This is a genomic window from Bradyrhizobium frederickii (genome assembly GCF_004570865.1).
GTDB classification, from domain to species: Bacteria; Pseudomonadota; Alphaproteobacteria; order Rhizobiales; family Xanthobacteraceae; genus Bradyrhizobium; species Bradyrhizobium frederickii.
On record NZ_SPQS01000011.1, the window covers coordinates 138,305 to 159,391 of the forward strand.

Genomic DNA, 21,087 nt, shown 5'->3' on the forward strand with positions numbered 1-21,087 from the left:
AAGAAAGGCCAATCGAATGGGCTCACATCATTTAATGGTGCTCGGCGCGACATTGCTGCTCTCGCTGCATCTCATGTCTGGTCGCGCTGATGCCTTGGACCTTAACGGGGCGTGGGTCAGCGATGCCGACAATTGCGCCAAGGTGTTTGAGCGCAAGGGCGCGCAGCTTGGCTTTACCGACATGTCGGATGCCTATGGCGGCGGCTTCATCATCGATGGTGACCAGATCATCGGCAAGTTTGCGCGATGCCGTATCAAGACGAGGAAGGACAGCGGAGCGAACGTCAACCTGATCGCTGCCTGCGCCACCGACATGATGCTTTCAAGTGTTCAATTCAGTCTAAAAGAGCTGGATGCGAACAGTCTCGCTCGCCTGTTCCCGGGTATGGAAGATATGGAAATTCGCTATCAACGCTGCCCTGCCAGATAGCGACAAGTGCGCTTCGCTTGATTCATGTCAAGCAATGATGCGCACAGGATGCGTTGAATTCCGTCACCTCGGGAGGATTGCATGAGCCAAGCAGCAACCATACGAACCGCAATTGGAGCAGTCGGCACGGCCTTGCTGCTCGCCGCCATTTCACCGGCCCACGCTGATGATCCGGCGAAGATCCTCAAGTCGATGGCCGATTATCTGGCGGGCCAGAAATCCCTGTCGGCTTCGTTCGACAGCGATATTGAGATCATTACACCTGAGCTTCAGAAGATCCAGTTCGCGAGTTCCGGCCAATTCAAGCTGAGCAGGCCCGACAAGTTGCGGGTCAGGCGAACTGGAGGTTACGCCGACGTCGAGCTGGTCTATGACGGCAAGACGGTGTCGCTCTACGGTAACGACGCCAAGTCCTACATGCAGGCAGATGCGCCCGACACGGTGGACAAGGTGATCGACACGCTTCAGGCATCGTCGGGCGCAGCCATGCCAGGCACCGATCTGTTGCTCTCCAATGCGTACGAAGAACTGGTGCAGACCGCGACGGAGGGCAAGCATATCGGCCACGGCGTGGTTGACGGCGTCGAGTGCGAACATCTGGCATTCCGTACAGCCGACACCGACTGGCAGATCTGGATCGAGATCGGCGCCCGTCCGGTGCCCCGCAAATACGTGATCACCAGCAAGACGCTGACGGGTGCGCCGCAATACACGCTGCGCATCAAGGATTGGAAGACCGACGCCTTCACCGATCCCGACACTTTCGTGTTCAAGGTGCCCGCGGGCGCGACCAAGGTGACACTGGATTCGGCGGCGATGATTGAATTCGACGAGCTTCCCCCCGGCACACCTTCAGGAGCCAAGAAATGATCATGTTGCGGAAACTGTTGATCGGCGCTTCGGCGGCAACGGCCTTTGCTGCCGGCCTGTTCTGGAATGACACAGGCGGAGTCTTCGACCGCAGCTTCGTTGCGGAGGCTCAGGCCAGGGTGGGCCGGCCGCTGACACCGATGAGCTATGCCGGAGTGGCCCGGCGGACGACGCGGCGCGCGGTGGTCGGGGCGGGCGTCGCGGCGGGCGCGGCCGGAGCCTATTACGGATCGTCCTGCGTTCAGGTCGTGGATGCTTACGGACGCATCGTCACGCGCTGCTGAGACGAGTTACGGTCGCGCGGACTCTGGCGGCGCTATGCAATTTCCGCTAGAATTTCTCCGGAAAGCGGCGTTCGAGCCCGCGCGGGAATGATGATGAGCGCGAGCGGGACCATTCGGACCGTCAAATTCTGGCGGGGCACGGCGATCATGCTGTGGCTCGGCTTGATCCTCGCTGCATGCACCCCATCTGGGCCGGCCGGCGCCGAACCTCGCTATCGCGAGCTGAAGCGCGTGCTGCTGCTGCATTCCTTCGGGCGGGAATTCCGACCCTGGAGCGAATATGCGCGGAGCATCAAGGCCGAGCTCGAACGGCAATCGCCTTGGCCGCTCGACATCCAGGAGCACACGTTGCTCACGGCACGCTTCAACAATCCAGGTCCCGAAGCGCCCTTCGTCGAATATCTCAGCTCGCTCTATCAGGGTGCGCTGCCCGATATCGTGGTGAGCATCGGCGCACCTGCCGCGCGGTTCGTGCAGCAATATAGAGGGAAACTGTTTCCCGATACACCGACCGTCGTGACCGTGGTCGAGCAGCGGCTGGTGAACCCCGTTGATCTCACCGACCGTGACGTCGTCGTGGCGGTCCGCAACGATTTCGTGGCCGCGTTCAACAATATTCTCCAGCTCCTTCCGGATACCAGGACGGTTGCCGTCGTGATCGGTGCCTCGCCGCTGGAGAAGTTCTGGATCGAGGAGGTGAAACGAGAGCTGAAGCCGCTGGAGGGCCGGATCGACCTCGTTTGGTACTCCGACCTGTCGTTCGACAATATCCTCAAGCGCGCGTCGGCACTTCCACAGCATACTGTGTTGTTCTGGGGGCTGATGTCGGTGGACGCCGCGGGCATCGTGCACGAAGGCGACATCGCCCTGCAAAGCCTTCATGCCGTCGCGAATGTGCCGATCTTTTCCTACCAGGAACCGTTTTTCGGCGGCAGCACGGTCGGAGGTCCGATGCATTCCGTCTCCGAAACGACCTCGAAGACCGTCGACGCCGTGATCAAGATCCTCGGCGGCGAGAAGCCGGCCAACATCGCCCATCCGCCGATCGGATTTGCTCCGCCGAAATACGATTGGCGGGAGCTGCAGCGCTGGGACATCAGCGAAAGCAATTTGCCGCCTGGCAGCGAAATCCTGTTCCGCGAGCCGACGCTCTGGGAAAGGTACAGGTGGCAGGTGCTGCTGTTGGCGAGCGTGATCCTGGTGCAGAGCGGCCTGATCGGTGGCCTCCTGCACGAGCGCAGGCGCCGCCAATGTGCCGAGATCGAATCGCGCCAGCGACTTGCCGAGCTTGCCCACGTCAACCGTTATGCGGCTGCCGGCGAGCTGACGGCCTCGATCGCGCACGAGCTGAACCAGCCGCTCGGCTCGATCCTCACCAATACCGAAACCGCAGAGCTCATGCTGAAGGGCGCCTCGCCCAACCTGGAGGAGATCGGCGAGATCCTCGCCGATATCAGGCGCGACGATCAGCGGGCGAGCGAGGTGATCCGCAGGCTGCGCAGCGTTTTGAGGAAGACGCCGTTCGAGGTCCGGGATATCGAGCTCAACGCGACAGTGCGCGACGCGATTGGGCTTGTCGTTGCCCTCGCCAACGGGCGGAGGATTGCATTGACCTACATGCCGGCCCTTTTTGATCTCCACGTCAAGGGCGACCCGGTCCAGCTCCAGCAGGTCATCCTCAATCTGATCATCAATGCGATGGACGCGATCTCGGATGCGGAAATGGTCAAGCGCGAGGTCAGCGTGAGCACAGTGCGGGCCGGCGCCCACGCCGAGATCAGAGTCGACGACACTGGTCCGGGAATCGCGGCCTCCGATCTCGCAAAGGTCTTCGATCCGTTCTTCACCACCAAGCCGCAAGGGATAGGTATTGGGCTCGCGATCGCCAGGACGATCATCGAGGCCCATGACGGCATGATCTCTGCCGCGAACCGATCCTCAGGTGGGGCGCTTTTCACGATCCGGCTCCCGATCATGCGCAGATAGCTGAAACCATCATCGCGGCACGCCGAAGGCGTGACGCCATTTCATTGATCTCGATCAACAAACGTCTGACGGCCAGCCCGATCCTCCCGATCGAACGTGCAATGGAGGGAGTGATGTTTCGCTGCTGTAAGACTTTTGTGGCGCTTGCATTGGTCGTTGCGGTTCCCGTCGTAGCGACGGCGCAGACCCCAGCGCCGGTGCCGCCGAGCACACAGGCCCAGCCCGCCACTCCGCCAGCTCCGACCGCAGACCTGTTGAAGCCCGAGCAGCTTGAGGCGTTGGTCGCGCCGATAGCACTCTATCCCGACGAGCTGCTTGCCAACGTGCTGGCGGCCTCCACCTATCCGCTCGAAGTTGTGCAAGCGGACCGCTGGTTGAAGCAGCACAAGGCCCTGAAGGGCGATGCGCTGAAGACCGAGGTGGACAAGCAGGCCTGGGACGACAGCGTCAAGGCGCTCAGCAGCACCGCCGACGTCCTGACCATGATGAGCGACCAGCTCGAATGGACCAAGAAGCTCGGTGACGCCTTCCTCGCGCAGCAGGCGGACGTGATGGATGCGATCCAACGCCTGCGCAACAAGGCCTACGACAACAAGAAGCTGGTCACGACAAAGCAGCAGAAGGTCAGCGTCCAGTCTCAGGAGGGCAAGCAGGTCGTCGTCATCCAGCAGGCCGATCCCTCGGCGATGTACGTGCCGTATTACGATCCCGCGACGGTCTACGGCGGCTGGCCCTATGCGGAGTACCCGCCCTATTACTGGGGCTACCCATCCTATATAGGCGCCGGCATGGTGGCGGCCGGCATTGCCTTCGGCACCGCCTGGGCGATCGGACGCTGGGGCAATTACTGGGGCGGCGGCTGCAACTGGGGTAACCGCAACGTCTACGTCAATCATCGCACCACCAACGTCGGCAACGGCTGGCAGCACAATCCGGCACATCGTCAGGGCGTGCGCTACAACAACACCAACGTTCAGCAGCGTTTCGGCAACAACAATCTGAAAGCCGGCGCGTCGGATCGAATGGATTTCCGAGGCCGTGACGGCAATCAGGTGCTGCGTCCGAGCCAGGGTGCGGGAGATCGCGCGGGTGACCGGGCCGGAGACCGCGCTGGAGACCGCGGCGATCGTCCGGGGGCAGGTGATCGCGCCGGTGCGGGTACGCGAGACCGGCCGGGCGGCGGCGATCGAGCCGCTGCGAGTGATCGCGCCAAGGGTGCCGGCAACCGGACCAAGGGCGGCGGCGATCGTGCGAAGGCTGCAAATCGCGCCGGTGGCGGTGCGGCCAACCGCGGCGGCGGTGGAAATCGCGGCGGCGCGATGAACGTCTCGTCCGGCCGCTCCGCGGCTGCGGCGTCGGCGCGTGGACGATCCAGCATGGCGAGCATGCCGCGCGGCGGTGGCGGACCGAGCATGGCCGGCCGTGGCGGCGGCGGAATGTCGATGGGCGGTGGTGGCGGATTCCGCGGTGGCGGAGGAGGCGGCCGCGGTGGCGGCGGTGGCCGGCGCTCGGACATCGCGCTGAAGCATGATGTCGTCCTGCTCGGCCATCTCGGTAATGGGCTCGGCTACTATCGCTTCAGCTATATCGGGAGCGAAAAGGCCTATGTCGGCGTCATGGCGCAGGAGGTCGAACAAGTTGCGCCGAACGCTGTGACGCGCGGCAGCGACGGGTATCTGCGGGTTTATTACGAGAAGCTTGGTCTGAAATTCCGCACTTATCGCGACTGGATCGCCGACGGTGAGAGGATTCCTGCGGAGGTGACGCCATGACAGGTCTGACATCGTTTCGTCGCGCCTTGTTGCCGGGCGTCATGGCCCTGGCGCTGCTTGGCTCCGCATCACAGGCACAGCAATCCTACAAGACACCGGAGGACGCAGCTACGGCACTTGCAGCCGCGGTCAAGAGCGGACCGCGCGATATACTGAAGGTGCTCGGCAAGGCAGCCGAGGACATCGTCTTCTCCGGCGATGAGGTTGCCGACGACGACATACGCCAGCGCTTCGTGTCGATGTATGATGCCAAGCACGGCATCAAGGCCGAGGGCAATAAGACCGCGACCCTGATACTGGGGCAGGACGATTTCCCGTTCCCGATTCCGCTGGTCAACACCAAGACCGGCTGGGAGTTCGACACCGACGAGGGACGCATCGAGGTGCTTCGCCGCCGCATCGGCCGCAACGAGCTCGACGCGATCCAGACCGCGCTCGCTCTTGTCGATGCCCAGAACGAGTATGCCGACAAGGACCGGGGCGAGGGCGCCGGCGTCTACGCGCAGCGCATCGTCTCTTCACCCGGCAAAAAGGACGGCCTGTTCTGGCGCGACGACAGCGATCCGAGCCCGCTCGGCGCGCTCGTGGCCGAGGCTTCGAAGGAGGGCTATCGCGCCGGCGATGCCGGTCCTGCACCGTATCATGGCTACTACTTCCACATCTTGAAGGGACAAGGCCCTGACGCGCCTGGCGGCGCGCTCAATTATGTCGTCAAAGGCAAGATGATCGGCGGTTTCGCGTTGATTGCGTGGCCTGCGGAATACGGCAATTCCGGCGTGAAGACCTTCCTGGTCAACCATGCCGGCACCGTCTACGAGAAGGATCTCGGCAGCCGCACCGATTCCGTCGCCTCGCGTACCACGCTGTTCAATCCCGATCAGACCTGGAAAAAGGTCGATGCGGCAAAACCTTGAACGGCGAATGATGCTGCGAGGGCGCGCATCTTGCCTTGCCGTCTTCGTGCTGGCGCTCGCCCTTGTCGCGCCGTGCACGGAATCCTTGGCGCAGGCCGCCGGTCACGTCCACGCCAGGATCGTCAAAGCCGGCCTCCTGATCGGCGGCGGTGCAGGTAGCGGCGTGCTGACCTATCGCGGCAAGACCTATCCGTTCAAAATCACCGGCATGAGCGTCGGCATCACCGCCGGAGCCACCATTGGCCGACTCGACGGCTGGGCCTCAGGCATCCGCGACGTCAGCGATTTCGCCGGCACCTACAGCTCTGTCGGCGGCGGCTTTGCCCTCGTCGGCGGCGCCAACGGCGTCCAGCTGCGCAACGAGAAGGGCGTGAACATGGTTCTGCGGGGACCCAAGGCGGGCCTCGAACTCGCGGCCAACATCAGCGCGATCACGATAAGCCTCAAATGAGATGCACGGAGATATGGGTTGAGGAAGGGGCCGCCAACTGAGGCGGCTTCTTATGGGGGAGTTAGTAAAGAGCTACGAATGCAGCCATGCCGAAGGCCATGACGCAGGCGGCGGCTAGAGACCACAGTGTTATGGCGATCTCCCTTGGCATGAATCATCAACACCCTGGGATGCGCATAGTTCCTAGTATCAGGGTCACCTTAGTGCCCTCCGATGCGTCGCGTCAGGCCTCCAGCTGTTGTAAGCGCTGATCGCGCGTTGGGTGGCGTAGATCGAGGAAAGCGTGGGCCGACCTCCGTGGGAACCGTTAATCGGAGCGCGAGCTCAACGACCTGAGCGCGCGCTCCCGTCCGGCCTGGTTCGATAGCGATCAGTAATCCCAGAAAACCGGTACCCAGCGGAAAGCATCCCCAACTGCCGCGACATGACCGACCGATGGGAACGGCATGTGCGTGGCCACCAGCAGCTCGCCGCTCTGCGCGAGCTCCCGCAACAGCCGGACGCGAACGCGCGCCGCTTCCTCCGGGTCGTGCTCGAAGCCGTTGTGCCATTCGGGTTGATCGAACCCGACCGCAAACACGGCATCGCCGGCAAATGTCAGCGCCTTACCGCCGGACGCCACGCGGACCACGCTATGTCCAGGCGTGTGACCGCCGGTGCGGCGTACGACGACACCAGGTGCAACCTCATGCTGCTCGTCAAACTTCCGGATCTGACTGCCGTACAACTTCACGAACTGCTTGGCGGCGGCCCGAAGCGCATCCGGGAAGCCTTGCGGCATGTTGGTATGGGTGAAATCCGGAGACTCCCAGAACTTGACCTCGGCGGCGGCGACGTGGATCCGCAGATCCTTGCGCAGCCGCTCCTTTACGCCGTCGACCAACAGCCCGCCGACGTGATCCATGTGCATGTGGGTGAGTACCAGGTCGGTCACGGAGGTCAGATTGATGCCGGCGGCCTCCAGCCGCTTTATCAATTGTCCTGCGCGCGGCAGGTGCAGGTCCGGGTCGGACCCCAGTCCAGCGTCGATGAGGATCGTTTTGTCGCCGCTGCGAACCATCACGGCGTTCAGGGCCCAGTCGAAGGCATCCTGAGGCAGGAACATGCCGTTAAGCCAGGCGGCCCGTAGGGCCGGGTCTGCGTTGTGCGCCAGCATGGTGGTCGGGAGCGGCAGCACGCCGTCGCTGACCACCAGCACGTCGATGTCGCCGATGCGCACCGCGTAGCGCGACGGCACGAGCTCTTCGGGTTTCGCGGCAATGGAAGCGTTGTGCAGATTCATGTTGGTCTCCTTTTCAAGGTTGGGGGAGTTGCTAGAGCGCGGTGACGCGCTCGGGATCGGCGGAGGCGAGCGCTGCGGCACGCTCGGCCTTCGGCGGATAGATCCAGACCGTATTGATCTCCCGCTTGGTCTTCTTGGCGCTGTCGCCGACCATCACGACCGTGCGCTCCCAGCCGCGGGTGAACAGCGCGCCGGCTTCGCCGAGGTCGAGGCAGGTGACGTAGGCTTTCTGGTGATAGGGTCTGGTCGGAACGCCCAGCAGCTCGGCGGCGGCATTGTTGCCGGCGAAGGCGCCCATCCGGGTCGCGTGCTGACATGACATCAGCGCGTAATTGCCGACATCGTCACATGCGGCCCGTGCGGCATCGCCAGTGGCGAAGACACCGCTCACCGATGGGACGCGAAGATCACGGTCGACGAGCAGTCGGCCAAACTGGTCGCGTTCAGCCGGAATCTGTGCAGTCAACGGAGCCGCGCGCATGCCGGCGGCCCAGATCGCCGTTTCGCATTCGATCCGTTCACCGCTGGAAAGCGATACTCCGGACCTGTCGAGGGAGGCCACTCCGACACCGAGCCTGGTCTCGATGCCGAGCTTGCGCAGTGCCTCCTCGACGATCGGCCGGGAGCCTGCGCCCATATCCGGGGCGATCGTCTCATTGCGGTCGACTATGACCACGCGCAGCCGGGCGTCCTTGCCGAGAATTTTGTGCAGGCGCGACGGCATTTCGGTTGCCGCCTCGATGCCGGTGAATCCGCCCCCTGCGACGACAACGGTGTTGCGTGCCTGCGAAGCAGGGCGGTTCGACAGTCCGTGCAGGTGACGATCGAGCGCGATGGCATCATCGAGTTGGTCGACGCTGAAGCCGTGCTCGGCAAGGCCGGGAACGTTCGGGCGAAACAGCCGGCTGCCGGTGGCGACCACCAGCCGGTCGTAAGACAGCTTCTTCCGAGTGCCTTGCGCGGCGGCGACCTCCACGACCTTGGACTTGGTATCGATCGCCTCGGCATGGCCGCGGACATAGACGACGTCGATCGCCTTGAAGACGTCTTGCAGCGGTGCGGTCAGGGTCTCGGGTTTCGGTTCGTAGAGTCGCGGGCGAACCACGAGCGTCGGCTCGGGCGCGACGAGCGCGATCTCGAGCTTGTCGGACGAAACGCCGTGGATATCGCGCAGGCGAGCGGCTGAAAGGGCGGCATACATGCCGGCGAAGCCGGCGCCAATGATGACGATGCGCATGTTGACTGGTCCTTGATTGATGCGATTTGCGAAAGAGGGCGGAGCTACGCCGTTACGAACCTGAGCAGGTCGGCATTGACGATGTCCGGATGGGTCGTGCAGACGCCGTGCGGCAGCAGATCGTAGATCTTCAATGTGCTGTGCTTCAGAAGCCGAACCGACAACAGCGCGGAGTCGGCGACGGGAACGATCTGGTCGTCGCTGCCGTGCAGGACGAGCGTTGGCACCGCGATGCTTTTCAGGTCTTCGCTGAAGTCGGTCTCGGAGAAGGCCTTGATGCCGTCGTAATGGGCCTTGGCGCTGCCCATCATGCCTTGACGCCACCAGTTCCAGATCGTCGCCTGCGAAGGCTCGGCGCCCGGACGATTGTAACCGTAGAAGGGACCGCTCGCGAAATCGAAATAGAACTGCGGCCTATTGGCAGCGAGCTGCCGGCGCAAGCCGTCGAAGACCTCAAGGGGCAACCCACCGGGATTGGACTCGGTCTTGAGCATCAGTGGTGGCACGGCGCCGATGAGCACCAGCTTGGCCACGCGATCCCGGCCATGACGCGCGACGTAGCGCGTTGCCTCGCCCCCGCCTGTCGAGTGGCCGATGTGGATGGCATTGCGAAGACCGAGTTGCTCGACGAGGGCTGCCACGTCGGCCGCATAGTGATCCATGTCGTGCCCGTCGCCGACCGGGCTCGAGCGGCCGTGGCCACGGCGATCATGGGCGATCACGCGAAAGCCCTTGCCGAGAAAGAAGAGCATCTGGGCATCCCAGTCGTCGGCGCTGAGCGGCCAACCGTGATGGAAGACGACCGGCTGCGCGGACTTCGGTCCCCAGTCCTTGTAGAAGATCTGGACGCCGTCGTTCGTGGTGACGAAGGCTGCACCGTCGCTCCTGCCGATCGAGAGGGCGGCACTCTCGGCGTCGCGGCCTATTGCCGAGGTGGAGCGGACGGTCAACGACGCCGTGTACAGAAGCGTCGTTGCGAGGATGTTTCGGCGCGAGGTGCTCGCGAGCCGACTGACGGATGTTATCGAAGGCATTTGCTGCTCCGTTGCAGGTGTGGGGGCACAATGATGTCTAGCGAACCGGATTTGCTCGTGCCCCAGCGCGATTGCCGCGATTGCAGCGAGATTGCTGCTAACGCGCGCGCCGCCGCCAATCGCTCGGCGAGTCCCCGGTCAGCTTTCGAAACGCGGCGGCAAAGGCGGTCTGCGAGGAGTAGCCGAGCGTGACGGCAATCGAGACGACGGAGGCGTCGGTGTCGCGCAGCATGTTCATGGCTTGCTCGAGCCGATGCTGGCGCAGCCAGGCATGCGGAGAAAGCCCGGTACTGTCCTTAAAGGCGCGACAGAAGTGAAAGCGCGACAGGCCGGCCTCGGCGGCAAGTGCTGCGAGGGAGACGTCGGCATCACTGTCGGAGCGCAACCGCTCGATTGCGCGAAGCAAAGTCCTGGGCGCCAGGCCGCCTCTGGCCGGCCCGATCGTGCTTGGCGAGCCGGTGTGCGCAGCCAGAAGACGCGTCGCCAGCAAATCCATGAGTTGTTGCCTGAACAGCGTATCCAGTGCCTCGTGTCCTTCCAGCACGTCCGTGGCGCTCAGCAGCAGTCGGGACGTCACCGGGTCAGGATGCGCGGTTCGCTCCAGGAGTTCGGACCGTGCGCCGGCTTCGTCCGCAACGCGTTGCAGCGTTGCCTGCGGAAGGTAGAGCTGAACGACGTCGACGGGCTTTGGAATGTCCCACCGGGAGCTCGATCCCTCCGGAATAATGATCACGACGCCCGGGCGAAACGTCCCGATGGCGACGGATTGTCCGGACCGCCGCTCCATGCGCTGGACCGTGCCGTTATAAGCCATGATGACGTGATGGCTCATGGGCTCGACGATGTCGTGCAACGAGTCGTGCTTCCAGTGAGCAATCCCGGCGCCGGAGGTCTCCAACGCCATGCGAAAAGGCACCGTTCCGAGCACGCGGGCCATTTCCACATCGGCAGTAGGCCGATCTCCAGCCAGGTCGCGCCGCACTTGCGACGCTGCGGGGATTTCGTTCAGAGATTCGCGCAAGACGACTTTGCTCATGGCTTTGCTCGTGTAGCGGCGCACGCTGATGCGCGACAAATTGATCATCGTTTCAGCCGCTGCAGAGCGGGGCCGAACGGCCGGTCTGGTGATCTTTGCTCAAGGGATGGACCGGGCGCCGAAGGCGATCCGTCGAGGTCCCGATGCCGTTGATTTACGGGTTCTAGGCGGCGCGAAGACCTGTGTCTTTCCTGATTCTGCCGCGCATTGCCTGATCCTGCTTCGCGAACGCCAGGGTCGCGCGGCTCGCGTGCGTTTGTGAAAAATCGTGATGTCCACGTCGCGCTTCGACGGCCGCTCACGCCGTCAGGGGACGGACCGATCATTTTGAAATATTTGATGAATTATGACGAGCCGATCAGGGGCGAAGCAAATGGGCTCTGCGGGGTGCGACGTCTCAGGTCGTGGCCGGCGTTGGAAAAATACGGATATACGAATCCTGGAAATAGCAGGTTGCTGTGGCCTGCTCCTCGACGTCACAGAAGAGACATGGGATGACCAGGACAGGCGCGTACGGTGAACGGCTCGGAGCATTCCTCCGCCTCGACGAAGCGCCGCCCACGCTGATGACCCGCTCGCTGCGCAATGCCGAGATCGCAGTCACGGAAACGCGAAACGACAATCCTGTGACGGGTCTGTCCGGTTCGTTTGCTGCTGAAGATGCCTATCTCGTCAGTCTGAAATTGCGCGACTACCCGGAGTGCGAGATCTGGGAGCAGGGTCGTCACCTCACGAAGGCCGATGTCCATGCCGGGACGACCTACCTGTACGACCTCAAGGCCGACCCGCGCTACCTGATCGACAAGCCATTTCACTCTCTGCATTTCTACGTGCCGCGTTCGGCGCTCGATGGTCTCGCCGATCAATCGGGGGGGCGGCGCATCGATGCGCTCGACTGCATCCCCGTCGGGCACGATGATGCCATCGTCCGTCATATCGGCGCTTCCTTGCGCGAAGGATTGTGCCGGCCGGACGAGGCCAACCAGCTCTTCATCGATCACATGATGCTGGCGCTCACCGCCCACGTCGCTCGTGCCTATGGGAGCTTTCAATACAAGGTCGAGACCAAGCGCGGCGCGCTTACGCCATGGCAGCTCGGGCGCGCGTGCGACAAACTCGAAGCGGATCTTGGCGGCAAGCAGCCATTGGAGGCCATCGCTGCGGAATTAGGCCTCTCGGTCAGCCATTTCTCGCGTGCGTTTTGCACTGCGACCGGTCTGCCGCCTCATCGCTGGCTTCTTCACCATCGCGTGAGAACCGCAAAGCGCCTGATGCGCGAGCGCGGTCCATCACTGTCCGAGGTGGCGATCTTGGCCGGCTTTGCCAACCAAAGTCACTTCACGCGAGTGTTCTCCGCGATTGTCGGCGTCAGCCCGGGTGCATGGAGGCGCGATGCCCTGGGAAGAGCAAGCCGCGACCAGTGAAAATGCCCGTAGTCTGTCAACTGACTTCCGCGACCCTGGAGCAGCAGCGGTGGCCTCGTAGATGACGATGGCCGTGCCGAGACGACTTCGTAAAGGAGCGCCGTATGCTTGCCTTCCTTCGCTCTTCATCTGTATGCATTGGCGCTAATAGCCGACCACACCATAGTCCAATATCGCCGCCAATGCGCCGAGGTCGGCTGCTCTTGCTCCATGGCCTGGACCAAGAAATTCGGCGATTGTATATCTGGATGTCTACGTTGCCGATGTCTGTTGTTGGGCCCTTCAGCGACCTCGGCAGACGTCCGCTTTCCCGCCTCTGTTGGGGGTTGAACGGACATAAGGCGGCCAGCTGCTTAATGAGTACACAGCCTAGCTAGGCTCGCATCGCATGCTCGCTTACAGGAGCGAACGCAACGTGCGCGAACTCGACAATTGCAGTGCTGATCTGATCCGGACGCTCTTGCGGAAGCCAGTGACCGGCACCGGCGATGATAAACGGCTCCCGAACATGAGGCGCAAGCTTTGGCATAGATCTTATGATCTCCGCCATGCCAGGAATCTGCAGCCCGGCGTCGCGCTCCCCTGCGATGAACAGCGCCGGTTTGTGAACCTTTAGACCGGCAAGCGAAGCCTGTAGCTGCCAATTGCGATCAAGATTTCGGTAATAATTCAGACCGCCTCGAAAACCTGATTTCGTAAATGCCTCGGTACTGGATGCGCGAGAATCTTGCGCAGCCACTGTCGATGTCATGCATGGCGGAAAAAGTGAGGATGTCCGAGCGCACGTTCCTCAGGCGGTTCACTCAAAGTACCGGAGAGACACCTGCGCGTTTCGTAGAGACTCTGCGACTTGACCAGACGCGCACCCTGCTCGCGACCGGCTTGTCGTTGAAAGACATCGCTGCACAGACTGGGTATTCAACAAGCGCACAGCTATCAAAAGCCTTTGAGCGGCGTTTCGGCATGAGTCCGACGCTGTTCAAGGAGCTTCACTGCCAAGAGAAGACAGCACATACTAATACTCCCAGCGCAGGTTAGCGATCCCGATTCAACCACATTCCATCTGAAAGCTATACCTGAAACGAAGGCTGATGCTTGAGGCACCTGAGAGTGAAAGCGGAACGGCTGTGGCGTATGCCGGGGATTCGGTAAAGCTTCTCGCGTAAAAAACGCTCATAACCCGCCATGCCCGACACCGCGACCTTGATGAAGTAATCGTACTCCCCGGTCGTCAAATTGGCTTCAATGACCTCCGGCAGGTCCTTCAAAATATCGCCGAAGCGCTTGAGCGCCTCCTCGTCATGCCGTTCCAGCGTGACTTCGATGATTACTGAGCTCTCCCTAGGGAGCGCCATTTTCCCACCATTCAGTACAAAACCGCGAACTGTTGCAGAGCTCCGGTATGGACCGGTGCCTATTTGATCCCCGATCGGCATCAAAGGTTGATGTCATCGACGATGCCGTCTGCGAAGTACTCTTGTTGAGGGTCGTCGTTGATGTCGCTGGTAGGGCCCCGGTAGGACGCGGCCGGCATCGTCGCCGACGCCTCAGCGGATCATAGTCTTCCGCTCCGCTCCGTCTCGCCTGGGCACCACTTCGACCGCCGAAACCAAAAGGGTCGGCTGGAGCAGGACGGCGAACTCTTCGAGCGATAGCGGCGGAGAAAAAATATAACCTTGCGCCATGGTGGCGCCGTTTTCGGCCGCGAACCGAAGGTCTTCGGCCGTTTCGACGCCTTCTACGACCGTTTCGAACCCCAATTCGTCGGCAAGTCCGAGTGCCAGGCGAAGGATCGTTTGCTTTTCGCGGTCTCCCGCGACACCCGCCACGAGCGTGCGATCGAGCTTCACGGCGTCGAAGGGGAGCCTCGCCATCGTCGAAAGATTCGAATAGCCGGCTCCGAAATCGTCCATTGCGAAGCGTATGCCCAATTGCCTGAGCAGGCTTATTCTCTCGCGCACGACGTCAGGATTGCGCATCGCGACCGACTCTGTGATCTCGATCTCGAGCTTTGGCGGCGGGAAGTCGGCCTCGCGAACGATCGTGATGATATCCCTGATGAACAGCGGGTCTTCGATTTCGGTCGCCGCGACATTTACGGCGAGCACGAGGTTCGAGCCGGCCCGGATCAAGCCCCCGATTTCGGCGAGCGCGCGCCTGAGCACGAAGCGGTCGATCTCCATGATGAGGCCGATCTCTTCCGCGATCCTGATGAAGCGCTGAGGAGGAATGTCGCCCTCCTTCGGGTGATGCCAGCGCGCCAGCGCCTCCACCCCTAGGATGCGACCATCCGCGCAGGACACCTTGGGCTGGTAGTGGACGACGAGCTCTTCATTGCGGATCGCCAGGGCGAGATCGGTTTCGAGCGCATGGCGGGCACGCGCGACCTCTGCGAGATCCGGAGTGAAGAACGCGTAGGTATTGCGTCCCGAGCTCTTCGCGACGTACATCGCAAGGTCGGCGCGGATCAGGAGATCGTCATAGGTTGTGCCGTGGGTGGGACAGATCGCAATGCCGATGCTGACACCGATGGTCGCATGGTTGCTCTGGAGCTTGAAGGAAACCTGCAGCGTCTCGATCATCTCGCGGGCACTGAGGCTCGCGGCCTCGACCGTCTTCACCCCAGCGATGATGGCGACGAACTCGTCGCCCCCGACCCGGGCGAGCAGACATTTGCCGGCAGCGCCCTTGGACGTCAGCAAATTGCTCAAGCGTTCGGCCACCATCCTAAGCAGCTCGTCGCCAGCCTTGTGCCCGAAAGTGTCGTTGATGGATTTGAAGCCATCCAGGTCGAGGAAAAACAGCGCTACGCCCTCTTCCGCGCCGATGAGCGCCGGCGCATCGACGCGCATCTTCTCCCGATTGGGAAGGCGGCTCACCGTGTCGTAGAAAGCGAGCTGACGAATTCTTTGAGTGCTGGCCCGCAAATGCGTCAGCATTCGCTCGAATGCGAGGCCGAGGCCGCGGACCTCGCCGATGCCCATTGCGCGGAATTGAACGTCAAGATTGCCACCCGCGATTTCCTGGGCGGTCTTGGCGAGCGCTGAAAGCCCTTTCGTGAGGTGCCTCACGGCGGCCAATAGCGCGACGACCAAGGCACCGAGCGCCAGCGCCGCGGAGGCCAGGAACTGCCACATCAGCGAACGCGTATGGGATGCGCCGATCTGGAACATCTGATCGCGTGTCGTCGTCACCAGCGATGCGCTCGCGAACGTACACACCTTGAGCGTCGCCTCGTAATCGACACAGCGCGCGACGTAGTTGCCGTCATCCGAGCGCTGTAGCCCGGCCAAACGCGTCCTGGCGCCGCTGAATCTCACCCCTTCAGGCCCCGCGGAAGACACGATCTCGTTGTCACCCGTCATGATGACCACGCCGGCATTGGCTAGCGAAGTGAAGTTCTCGAGAGTCCGTTCCGTGCGGCCGAGCGGTCGGATGGCGGCAAGCGCGCCGATGAGGTCGCCGAAGTCGTCGAACACGGGCTCGATCGCGGTGTGCGCTATGGTGTGGCGCTGCGGCAGGCCGAGCGCTGACAATTCACGCAATTTGAGCTCATAGGTGCCTTCCTCACCCTGCGGGTGCGAGCGGCTATTGTCCTTGAGGATCGCGTGGAGACTGACAGAGAGAGCGGTACCCTCGAATGCCCGGTTCAGCGCGAGGAGGTCGAGGGGCGTGTTGGCGCCGATCACGCGACCGGTTTCGTCGAAGGCGATCAGCCTTTCGAAGCCGGCGGTCGAAGCAACGATGCTGAGCAGCTCGCGGATAGTCACATCGTTGTTCGAGGCGACCGCCTTGGCGACATCGGCGCGCTGAGCGATCTGACGCAGGCGAGATGCGGTTTCTGCGCCTAGGACCTCGATTCGCGCTCGCGCCAACTGCGCCTCGCCGTCGAGGCGATGAGCGAGCTGGTCTTCTGAGAGTTCACCCAGTGCCGCAGCCTGATGCCTCAGTTGCTGTTGCAGGCGTAGCGCCGTGACGCCACCGATGAGGCCGAGCCCGAGGACGCCGGTCGCGAGCACGACGGCAACAAGGCGCATGGCGATAGACGAGGGGAAACTCGGAATCCCGGACGGAACGGCCCAACGACGCCAGCGGGGCGGCGCCCTCGATGCCTCTGCCATATCCGGGTCAGTCGCCACCACCGCCAGCACCCTGAACTTATGGGGGCCGGTCAATGTCGCTCATTGAGGCCCCTTCCAGGCGCCAACCTTAGGCGAGTGGAATACCCAAAATCGTCAATTTGATCGTCAATTTGTGGCCGGTTGATTAGCAAATGGTTTCTCAAAACCATCAGATTTTGTGCTTTTCACTTCTGTCCGCCACAGATGATTCCAAAAGGCGCGGCGTTTACAACAGATGGTTTAGGTTTCTTTGCCAGATTGCGCACCTCGTGGTTCGAAGGGGCTTGCCATGGCATTTTCGAGGATAACGGCGGCAATTTTGGGCCTCTGCCTTGCAGGGGTGAATGCCGCTAGCGCCGAAACCCGCAGGCTCGACATCGTCGGGACCGGAGATGGCATCGATGTCCTGCGCGTCATCGCCGCGAGCTTCATGCAACAGGAAGGATCGGCACAGATCGAGGTCCCGCCGAGCATCGGTTCTGGCGGAGGCATCGCGGCCGTGGGGTCCGGCAAGGCGATCTTAGGGCGCGTCGCACGCCGCCTGACCGACGCCGAAACGGCTTCCGGCATCGTCTACAAGGCGATCGCCCGCCTGCCCTCGGCTTTTATCGTCCATCCCGGCTGTGGAGTGAGTGCCGTTACAAGCGATCAGCTCGTTGCGATCTATTCGGGCCGCCTCGCGAATTGGAAGGAGCTGGGCGGCGCCGATATGCGCATCCGCGTCGTGCGGCGCGAGGACCAGGACAGCACTCTCACCGTGCTACGGGCCAGCATGCCCGGCTGGCACGATCTCAAGATCACCGAGAAATCAAAGACGGCGACCACCACACAGGAAGCGATCGAGACGGTTCGCGATGTTCAAGGCGCGATCGGCTTCGGCCCCTTCTCGCGGCCGTTGGAACAAGGGCTCACAGTGCTTCGCGTGGACGGCCACTACCCGACCGACGCGGATTATCCCTCGAGCGCGGTGCTGGCGTTGATCTATTTAAGCACGTTGCAGGATCCGGACGCCTTGGCCTTTCTACGCTTTGCCGATACGCAGAAGGCGGCCGACGTCATCACCAGCCTCGGTAGTCTGCCCGTCAAGCCGTGAGCCGCCGGGGCTCGGCGGCCGCCGACGCTGCTGAGCTCGGCATCGGCTCACGGACCGGGGCGATGAGGCTGCTCCCGGCTTCGCCATAGACGGGTGATCTTGTCCATCAGCGATGAGGTTTGAGAGCTCGGCAGGAAAGGATCGGCGTAGCATTGCGCATTGGCCGAGCGCGCCTTGTTCTTCACGATATCGACGAGACCAACGGGGCCGGCGACGTAGACCGTATCCTCCAGCCCGAGCAGGGGCAGGTAGTGCGATGGGCGCCCGGGCCTGATCGGCAGGGTAGATCCGACCTCCGTCGTCGCAATGACGTCGCGGACACCGTCGTCGATCAGCCACTGCAACGAGGGAAGCATATAGAGGTTATCGGCATCCCGGCTGCCGGCGACGACCGCCATCTCGCGGTTGCGCTGGGTCGAGCGCGCCGAGCGGGCCAGCGCCCAGATCGGAGCCCAGCCTGCTCCGCCGGCGACGAGCACTAGCGGCCCCTGGCCCTGTCGTAGATAGGCTTGTCCGAAGGGGCCTTGCACATGCGCCGCATGGCCGGGCCTGATGGCCTTGCCGAACTGCCCCGACACGGTGCCGTCAGGCAGGCGCCGGATGTGGAAGACGAGTTCGACTTGCTTGAAGGAACCATCGAGTCTGAAGGTCGGGCTGAACTCGCGCGCAGGATAGCCGGAAAACTTGACGCGCACATATTGGCCCGGCCGAAACTCGAGCGGCGCTGAGGTCGTCAGCACGACTTCGGCGATCTCTGGCGAGAGCTCGTTGATCTCGGTAACGGCGCACGCCCGCTTCATCGGTAGCGGCAATTCTTCGAATTCGATCTCCGCATCGCCTGCGACCGCGGCCTGGCAGGCGAGCACAGTGCGGCCATGGCCCGAGCCGCCGTCATCGACCGAGCCCGAAACGACCGTCACCCGGCAGCTCTGACATTGTCCCGATCTGCAGTCGTGTGGAATGAGGATCGAGCCGCCGAGCGCCGCGTCGATCAGGCTTTCGCCGGCGCGGGCTTCGACGAGCTTGCCGTTGAGGACGAGCCGACAATGCCTCTTCATCGCGAGGCCTCTGGGCGCCGCGAATTTCTGCGAGCAGGCCGCTGCTCGCCGCGCCGGAATGCGATGCGCGGATGAGGGCGAAGCCATGCTTCAGCGCAGCCGCGCCGTAGTGGCCTCCGGTCGAGCACGTCGCCCCCCATGAAACACCTAGTTCTGCGTGACGACACGCACCGGGCGGTTATGGCTCGCATGCCGCGTCTGTGCATGGTCGAAGACAGCGACCCACATGTAGAGATCGTGGGCTGGCACGAAAGCTTTGTCATATCTGCCATCGCTTTTCATGTTGCGCGTCAGCTCGAGCGTCCAATGTCCGTTGCTCCATTTTGAAACCCCGGTGACATTGGCCCGCTCTCCTTCGTTGTCGCCGGCAATAATCACGCCGGGCAGGGTCGTGCCAACGGGAATCCCCGCGTCGGCCTCTGGAGTATAGGGTTCGCTCTCCCAGTCGAACATGTGCCAGCGGCCGTTCTCGTCGTCGCTGCTGTCGGGATTAAGATCGAATTTGCCGAGGGCTGCGACCTGCGCCTTCCAGTCCTTGGGAAGCCGCAGAACTGTGACGGGCCCCTTGTCGTTCCTGTGGATGAACTTGAAATTATACGAATAAAGAGCGCGACCAGGCTTGTTCCAATAGCCGCCCTGGTAGCGGGCATTGTAATTTTGCTCGTCCAAGGTCGGGGCGTAGGGTGGGCCGATATATTGGCTGTCGACACGCCCGAGCATGCCCCCGCGCGACGCCTTCCACTGCCACATGTCTATGTAGCTGCCATCCGTCGTGAAGTGGAAGCCCCGGCCGTTGATCGGCATCGGTTTGCCGGGCAGCGGGTTGGCGCCGAGATCCGTCGCGCCTGCGCCGCCGAGCGATGGATTATCCGAGAAAATGACCGCAAGTTTATCCTCGTAGAAGTCGACGGCGTCTTGCAGGCCCGCACGCTCGTCGAGGACGTGCCAGCCATCCTCTTTCTTGATGATCGGAATGCGGCGCAGGGAGCGCGTGGGATCCTCCCAGCGGAAGGCGAAATAGACCTTCTGCCCGTCGTGCAGGGCGCGCACCTCCACGAGCGATTCGCCCGATCCGCCGAGATTGGCACCCTGCTGCGTGCGGATGAAGACGGGGCGCGCGCGCGACCAGGCGGGATCGCCCATGGCGCCGTCCAGCTTGGGCGCGTCGCTCACCCGCGCGACGACGAGCGTATCGCGCGTCGCCCAGTCGACCCCGGCGACGCCGCACGCGACTGCCACCCCGATTGCAGCGGCGACGAGAAGAGGCCTCGGCCGCACGGCCTTCGTGATCGCGAGCGGCGCCGGCCGAAACACGCGGAAAATCTGCAGCCAGCCGCCATAGAGATAATGCGCGGCGACATGCGCGAAGATATAGACGAGCGCGACGAAGGCGGCGGTCGAGTGGAGATAAGCCCACCAGCCGCCATAGCCGAGATACATCATGACGCCCGTCCCCGTGAGGAAGATCACGAGCGCATAGACGAACCAGTGCAGGATGACGTTGACGGCTCCCCACTTGAGGCGAGCTGGAGCGCGCATCGCGAGGATCCGCGTCTTCTTGGGGCTGTTGCGCTCGACGAGGCCGCTGCGCGCGAGGTAGGCGACGTAGGCCGATCCGCAGAAGAAGACGGCGAGACCCGCGAGGAAATGCCAGGAAAAGATCTCGCCCTGCGGCAGGACGGGAGCCAGCCATTTCGAGAAGGGGGCGCGCAGCGCGTCCGCTGCGATGCGTAGGCCGGTAACGAGGCTTACGACGAACGCGAGCGCGGTCGCCCAATGGAGCGTTATCGTCCCGACATCCGTGCGTGGCGGGCCTTCGTGAGGCTTTGTTTGAGCGAGGTTTCTGTCGGTCAAGGCGTCGGCGTTCGTTCGAGCGGTGACATTTTTCATTGCATAAAGCTTACCCACGGTAAACCGGCAGAGCCACAGCGCCCGCTTTTCGCTCTTTCCAGAAAAGCGGACAGCTGCGAACAAGCTACCTCCGCGATATCATAAGCAAGTTATCAAGTCTGGCGAGATTGCTCGTTTCGCGACAATTCGTCCCCGGTCGGCCGTCCTTTGGACATTCGAGAAGGCGCGAGCGTCACGAGGTTTC

At 62.6% G+C, this 21,087-nt stretch carries 20 protein-coding genes; 11 read left to right on the top strand and 9 right to left on the bottom strand.

Features of this window, described 5'->3' with window-relative positions:
• Window positions 1-16: 16 nt before the first annotated feature.
• The 7 genes from E4K64_RS20540 (at window position 17) to E4K64_RS20570 (ending at window position 6,707) form a co-directional block, all read left to right on the top strand.
• Window positions 17-430 (top strand): hypothetical protein, encoded by a 414-nt coding sequence (locus E4K64_RS20540; RefSeq protein WP_135165143.1) that lies wholly within the window; start codon window positions 17-19, stop codon window positions 428-430.
• An 81-nt stretch (window positions 431-511) separates the two neighbouring features.
• Window positions 512-1,300 (top strand): DUF2092 domain-containing protein, encoded by a 789-nt coding sequence (locus E4K64_RS20545; protein ID WP_135165144.1) that lies wholly within the window; start codon window positions 512-514, stop codon window positions 1,298-1,300.
• Window positions 1,297-1,584, top strand: coding sequence for a hypothetical protein (locus E4K64_RS20550; protein ID WP_135165145.1), 288 nt, complete (start codon window positions 1,297-1,299; stop codon window positions 1,582-1,584). Before E4K64_RS20545 ends, E4K64_RS20550 begins: the two co-directional genes overlap by 4 nt.
• 93 nt (window positions 1,585-1,677) lie before the next feature.
• Window positions 1,678-3,570 carry an ATP-binding protein gene (locus E4K64_RS20555; protein ID WP_135165146.1) on the top strand — a complete coding sequence of 631 codons (1,893 nt, stop codon included), beginning with the start codon at window positions 1,678-1,680 and terminating at the stop codon, window positions 3,568-3,570.
• 113 nt (window positions 3,571-3,683) lie between these two features.
• Window positions 3,684-5,342 (top strand): DUF3300 domain-containing protein, encoded by a 1,659-nt coding sequence (locus tag E4K64_RS20560; RefSeq protein WP_167772151.1) that lies wholly within the window; start codon window positions 3,684-3,686, stop codon window positions 5,340-5,342.
• On the top strand, window positions 5,339-6,256 hold the full coding sequence (locus E4K64_RS20565; protein ID WP_135165148.1) for a DUF2950 domain-containing protein: 918 nt from the start codon (window positions 5,339-5,341) through the stop codon (window positions 6,254-6,256). The genes E4K64_RS20560 and E4K64_RS20565 overlap by 4 nt, the downstream gene beginning before the upstream one ends.
• A gap of 7 nt (window positions 6,257-6,263) precedes the next feature.
• Window positions 6,264-6,707, top strand: coding sequence for a hypothetical protein (locus E4K64_RS20570; protein ID WP_430642516.1), 444 nt, complete (start codon window positions 6,264-6,266; stop codon window positions 6,705-6,707).
• Window positions 6,708-7,077: 370 nt separating this feature from the next.
• On the opposite strand, the gene E4K64_RS20575 is transcribed toward E4K64_RS20570, so the two are convergent.
• The 4 genes from E4K64_RS20575 to E4K64_RS20590 form a co-directional block, all read right to left on the bottom strand.
• Window positions 7,078-7,989, bottom strand: coding sequence for an MBL fold metallo-hydrolase (locus tag E4K64_RS20575; protein ID WP_135165150.1), 912 nt, complete (start codon window positions 7,987-7,989; stop codon window positions 7,078-7,080).
• Between the two features lie 31 nt (window positions 7,990-8,020).
• Window positions 8,021-9,226, bottom strand: coding sequence for an NAD(P)/FAD-dependent oxidoreductase (locus tag E4K64_RS20580; RefSeq protein ID WP_135165151.1), 1,206 nt, complete (start codon window positions 9,224-9,226; stop codon window positions 8,021-8,023).
• Between the two features lie 44 nt (window positions 9,227-9,270).
• The gene (locus tag E4K64_RS20585; protein ID WP_135165152.1) at window positions 9,271-10,260 is read right to left on the bottom strand and encodes an alpha/beta fold hydrolase; all 990 of its coding nucleotides are present in this window, start codon (window positions 10,258-10,260) and stop codon (window positions 9,271-9,273) included.
• Between the two features lie 97 nt (window positions 10,261-10,357).
• On the bottom strand, window positions 10,358-11,296 hold the full coding sequence (locus tag E4K64_RS20590; protein ID WP_167772152.1) for a helix-turn-helix domain-containing protein: 939 nt from the start codon (window positions 11,294-11,296) through the stop codon (window positions 10,358-10,360).
• A 28-nt stretch (window positions 11,297-11,324) separates the two neighbouring features.
• Between E4K64_RS20590 and E4K64_RS20595 the strand changes: the two genes are divergently transcribed.
• Window positions 11,325-11,558, top strand: coding sequence for a hypothetical protein (locus E4K64_RS20595; protein ID WP_135165154.1), 234 nt, complete (start codon window positions 11,325-11,327; stop codon window positions 11,556-11,558).
• Window positions 11,559-11,790: 232 nt separating this feature from the next.
• A complete protein-coding gene (locus tag E4K64_RS20600) occupies window positions 11,791-12,720 on the top strand; it encodes a helix-turn-helix domain-containing protein (RefSeq protein ID WP_135165155.1) in 930 nt (309 codons plus the stop codon).
• A gap of 373 nt (window positions 12,721-13,093) precedes the next feature.
• Here E4K64_RS20600 and E4K64_RS40450 read toward each other — a convergent pair whose 3' ends face one another.
• Complete coding sequence (locus tag E4K64_RS40450) at window positions 13,094-13,459, bottom strand: alpha/beta fold hydrolase (RefSeq protein WP_167772153.1); 366 nt, start codon at window positions 13,457-13,459, stop codon at window positions 13,094-13,096.
• A 14-nt stretch (window positions 13,460-13,473) separates the two neighbouring features.
• Here E4K64_RS40450 and E4K64_RS41895 point away from each other — a divergent pair, with 14 nt between their 5' ends.
• On the top strand, window positions 13,474-13,758 hold the full coding sequence (locus E4K64_RS41895; protein WP_167772154.1) for a helix-turn-helix domain-containing protein: 285 nt from the start codon (window positions 13,474-13,476) through the stop codon (window positions 13,756-13,758).
• Between the two features lie 32 nt (window positions 13,759-13,790).
• Here the strand turns inward: E4K64_RS41895 and E4K64_RS20610 are convergent, their stop codons facing one another.
• Together E4K64_RS20610 and E4K64_RS20615 are read right to left on the bottom strand one after the other, a co-directional pair.
• Window positions 13,791-14,075 carry an Lrp/AsnC ligand binding domain-containing protein gene (locus tag E4K64_RS20610; RefSeq protein ID WP_235884720.1) on the bottom strand — a complete coding sequence of 95 codons (285 nt, stop codon included), beginning with the start codon at window positions 14,073-14,075 and terminating at the stop codon, window positions 13,791-13,793.
• 192 nt (window positions 14,076-14,267) lie between these two features.
• The gene (locus tag E4K64_RS20615; protein WP_235884721.1) at window positions 14,268-16,895 is read right to left on the bottom strand and encodes a bifunctional diguanylate cyclase/phosphodiesterase; all 2,628 of its coding nucleotides are present in this window, start codon (window positions 16,893-16,895) and stop codon (window positions 14,268-14,270) included.
• A gap of 235 nt (window positions 16,896-17,130) precedes the next feature.
• Here E4K64_RS20615 and E4K64_RS20620 point away from each other — a divergent pair, with 235 nt between their 5' ends.
• Window positions 17,131-17,934, top strand: a complete 804-nt coding sequence (locus E4K64_RS20620) for a PstS family phosphate ABC transporter substrate-binding protein (RefSeq protein WP_135165244.1) — start codon at window positions 17,131-17,133, stop codon at window positions 17,932-17,934.
• 47 nt (window positions 17,935-17,981) lie between these two features.
• Here E4K64_RS20620 and E4K64_RS20625 read toward each other — a convergent pair whose 3' ends face one another.
• Together E4K64_RS20625 and E4K64_RS20630 are read right to left on the bottom strand one after the other, a co-directional pair.
• Window positions 17,982-18,992 (bottom strand): 2Fe-2S iron-sulfur cluster-binding protein, encoded by a 1,011-nt coding sequence (locus E4K64_RS20625; protein ID WP_135165158.1) that lies wholly within the window; start codon window positions 18,990-18,992, stop codon window positions 17,982-17,984.
• 147 nt (window positions 18,993-19,139) lie between these two features.
• Window positions 19,140-20,966, bottom strand: a complete 1,827-nt coding sequence (locus E4K64_RS20630) for an ethylbenzene dehydrogenase-related protein (protein WP_235884723.1) — start codon at window positions 20,964-20,966, stop codon at window positions 19,140-19,142.
• Between the last annotated feature and the right edge of the window lie 121 nt (window positions 20,967-21,087).

Excerpts from the sequence above, each read along its gene's own strand:
- E4K64_RS20570 (WP_430642516.1), top strand. The coding sequence starts at position 6,264 with ATGATGCTGCGAGGGCGCGCATCTTGCCTTGCCGTCTTCGTGCTGGCG.
- E4K64_RS20625 (WP_135165158.1), bottom strand. The coding sequence starts at position 18,992 with ATGAAGAGGCATTGTCGGCTCGTCCTCAACGGCAAGCTCGTCGAAGCC.
- E4K64_RS20610 (WP_235884720.1), bottom strand. The coding sequence starts at position 14,075 with ATGGCGCTCCCTAGGGAGAGCTCAGTAATCATCGAAGTCACGCTGGAA.
- E4K64_RS20580 (WP_135165151.1), bottom strand. The coding sequence starts at position 9,226 with ATGCGCATCGTCATCATTGGCGCCGGCTTCGCCGGCATGTATGCCGCC.
- E4K64_RS20545 (WP_135165144.1), top strand. The coding sequence starts at position 512 with ATGAGCCAAGCAGCAACCATACGAACCGCAATTGGAGCAGTCGGCACG.
- E4K64_RS20595 (WP_135165154.1), top strand. The coding sequence starts at position 11,325 with ATGCGCGACAAATTGATCATCGTTTCAGCCGCTGCAGAGCGGGGCCGA.
- E4K64_RS20550 (WP_135165145.1), top strand. The coding sequence starts at position 1,297 with ATGATCATGTTGCGGAAACTGTTGATCGGCGCTTCGGCGGCAACGGCC.
- E4K64_RS20540 (WP_135165143.1), top strand. The coding sequence starts at position 17 with ATGGGCTCACATCATTTAATGGTGCTCGGCGCGACATTGCTGCTCTCG.
- E4K64_RS20590 (WP_167772152.1), bottom strand. The coding sequence starts at position 11,296 with ATGAGCAAAGTCGTCTTGCGCGAATCTCTGAACGAAATCCCCGCAGCG.
- E4K64_RS20555 (WP_135165146.1), top strand. The coding sequence starts at position 1,678 with ATGAGCGCGAGCGGGACCATTCGGACCGTCAAATTCTGGCGGGGCACG.
- E4K64_RS20620 (WP_135165244.1), top strand. The coding sequence starts at position 17,131 with ATGGCATTTTCGAGGATAACGGCGGCAATTTTGGGCCTCTGCCTTGCA.
- E4K64_RS41895 (WP_167772154.1), top strand. The coding sequence starts at position 13,474 with ATGGCGGAAAAAGTGAGGATGTCCGAGCGCACGTTCCTCAGGCGGTTC.
- E4K64_RS20600 (WP_135165155.1), top strand. The coding sequence starts at position 11,791 with ATGACCAGGACAGGCGCGTACGGTGAACGGCTCGGAGCATTCCTCCGC.
- E4K64_RS20575 (WP_135165150.1), bottom strand. The coding sequence starts at position 7,989 with ATGAATCTGCACAACGCTTCCATTGCCGCGAAACCCGAAGAGCTCGTG.
- E4K64_RS20585 (WP_135165152.1), bottom strand. The coding sequence starts at position 10,260 with ATGCCTTCGATAACATCCGTCAGTCGGCTCGCGAGCACCTCGCGCCGA.
- E4K64_RS20560 (WP_167772151.1), top strand. The coding sequence starts at position 3,684 with ATGTTTCGCTGCTGTAAGACTTTTGTGGCGCTTGCATTGGTCGTTGCG.
- E4K64_RS20565 (WP_135165148.1), top strand. The coding sequence starts at position 5,339 with ATGACAGGTCTGACATCGTTTCGTCGCGCCTTGTTGCCGGGCGTCATG.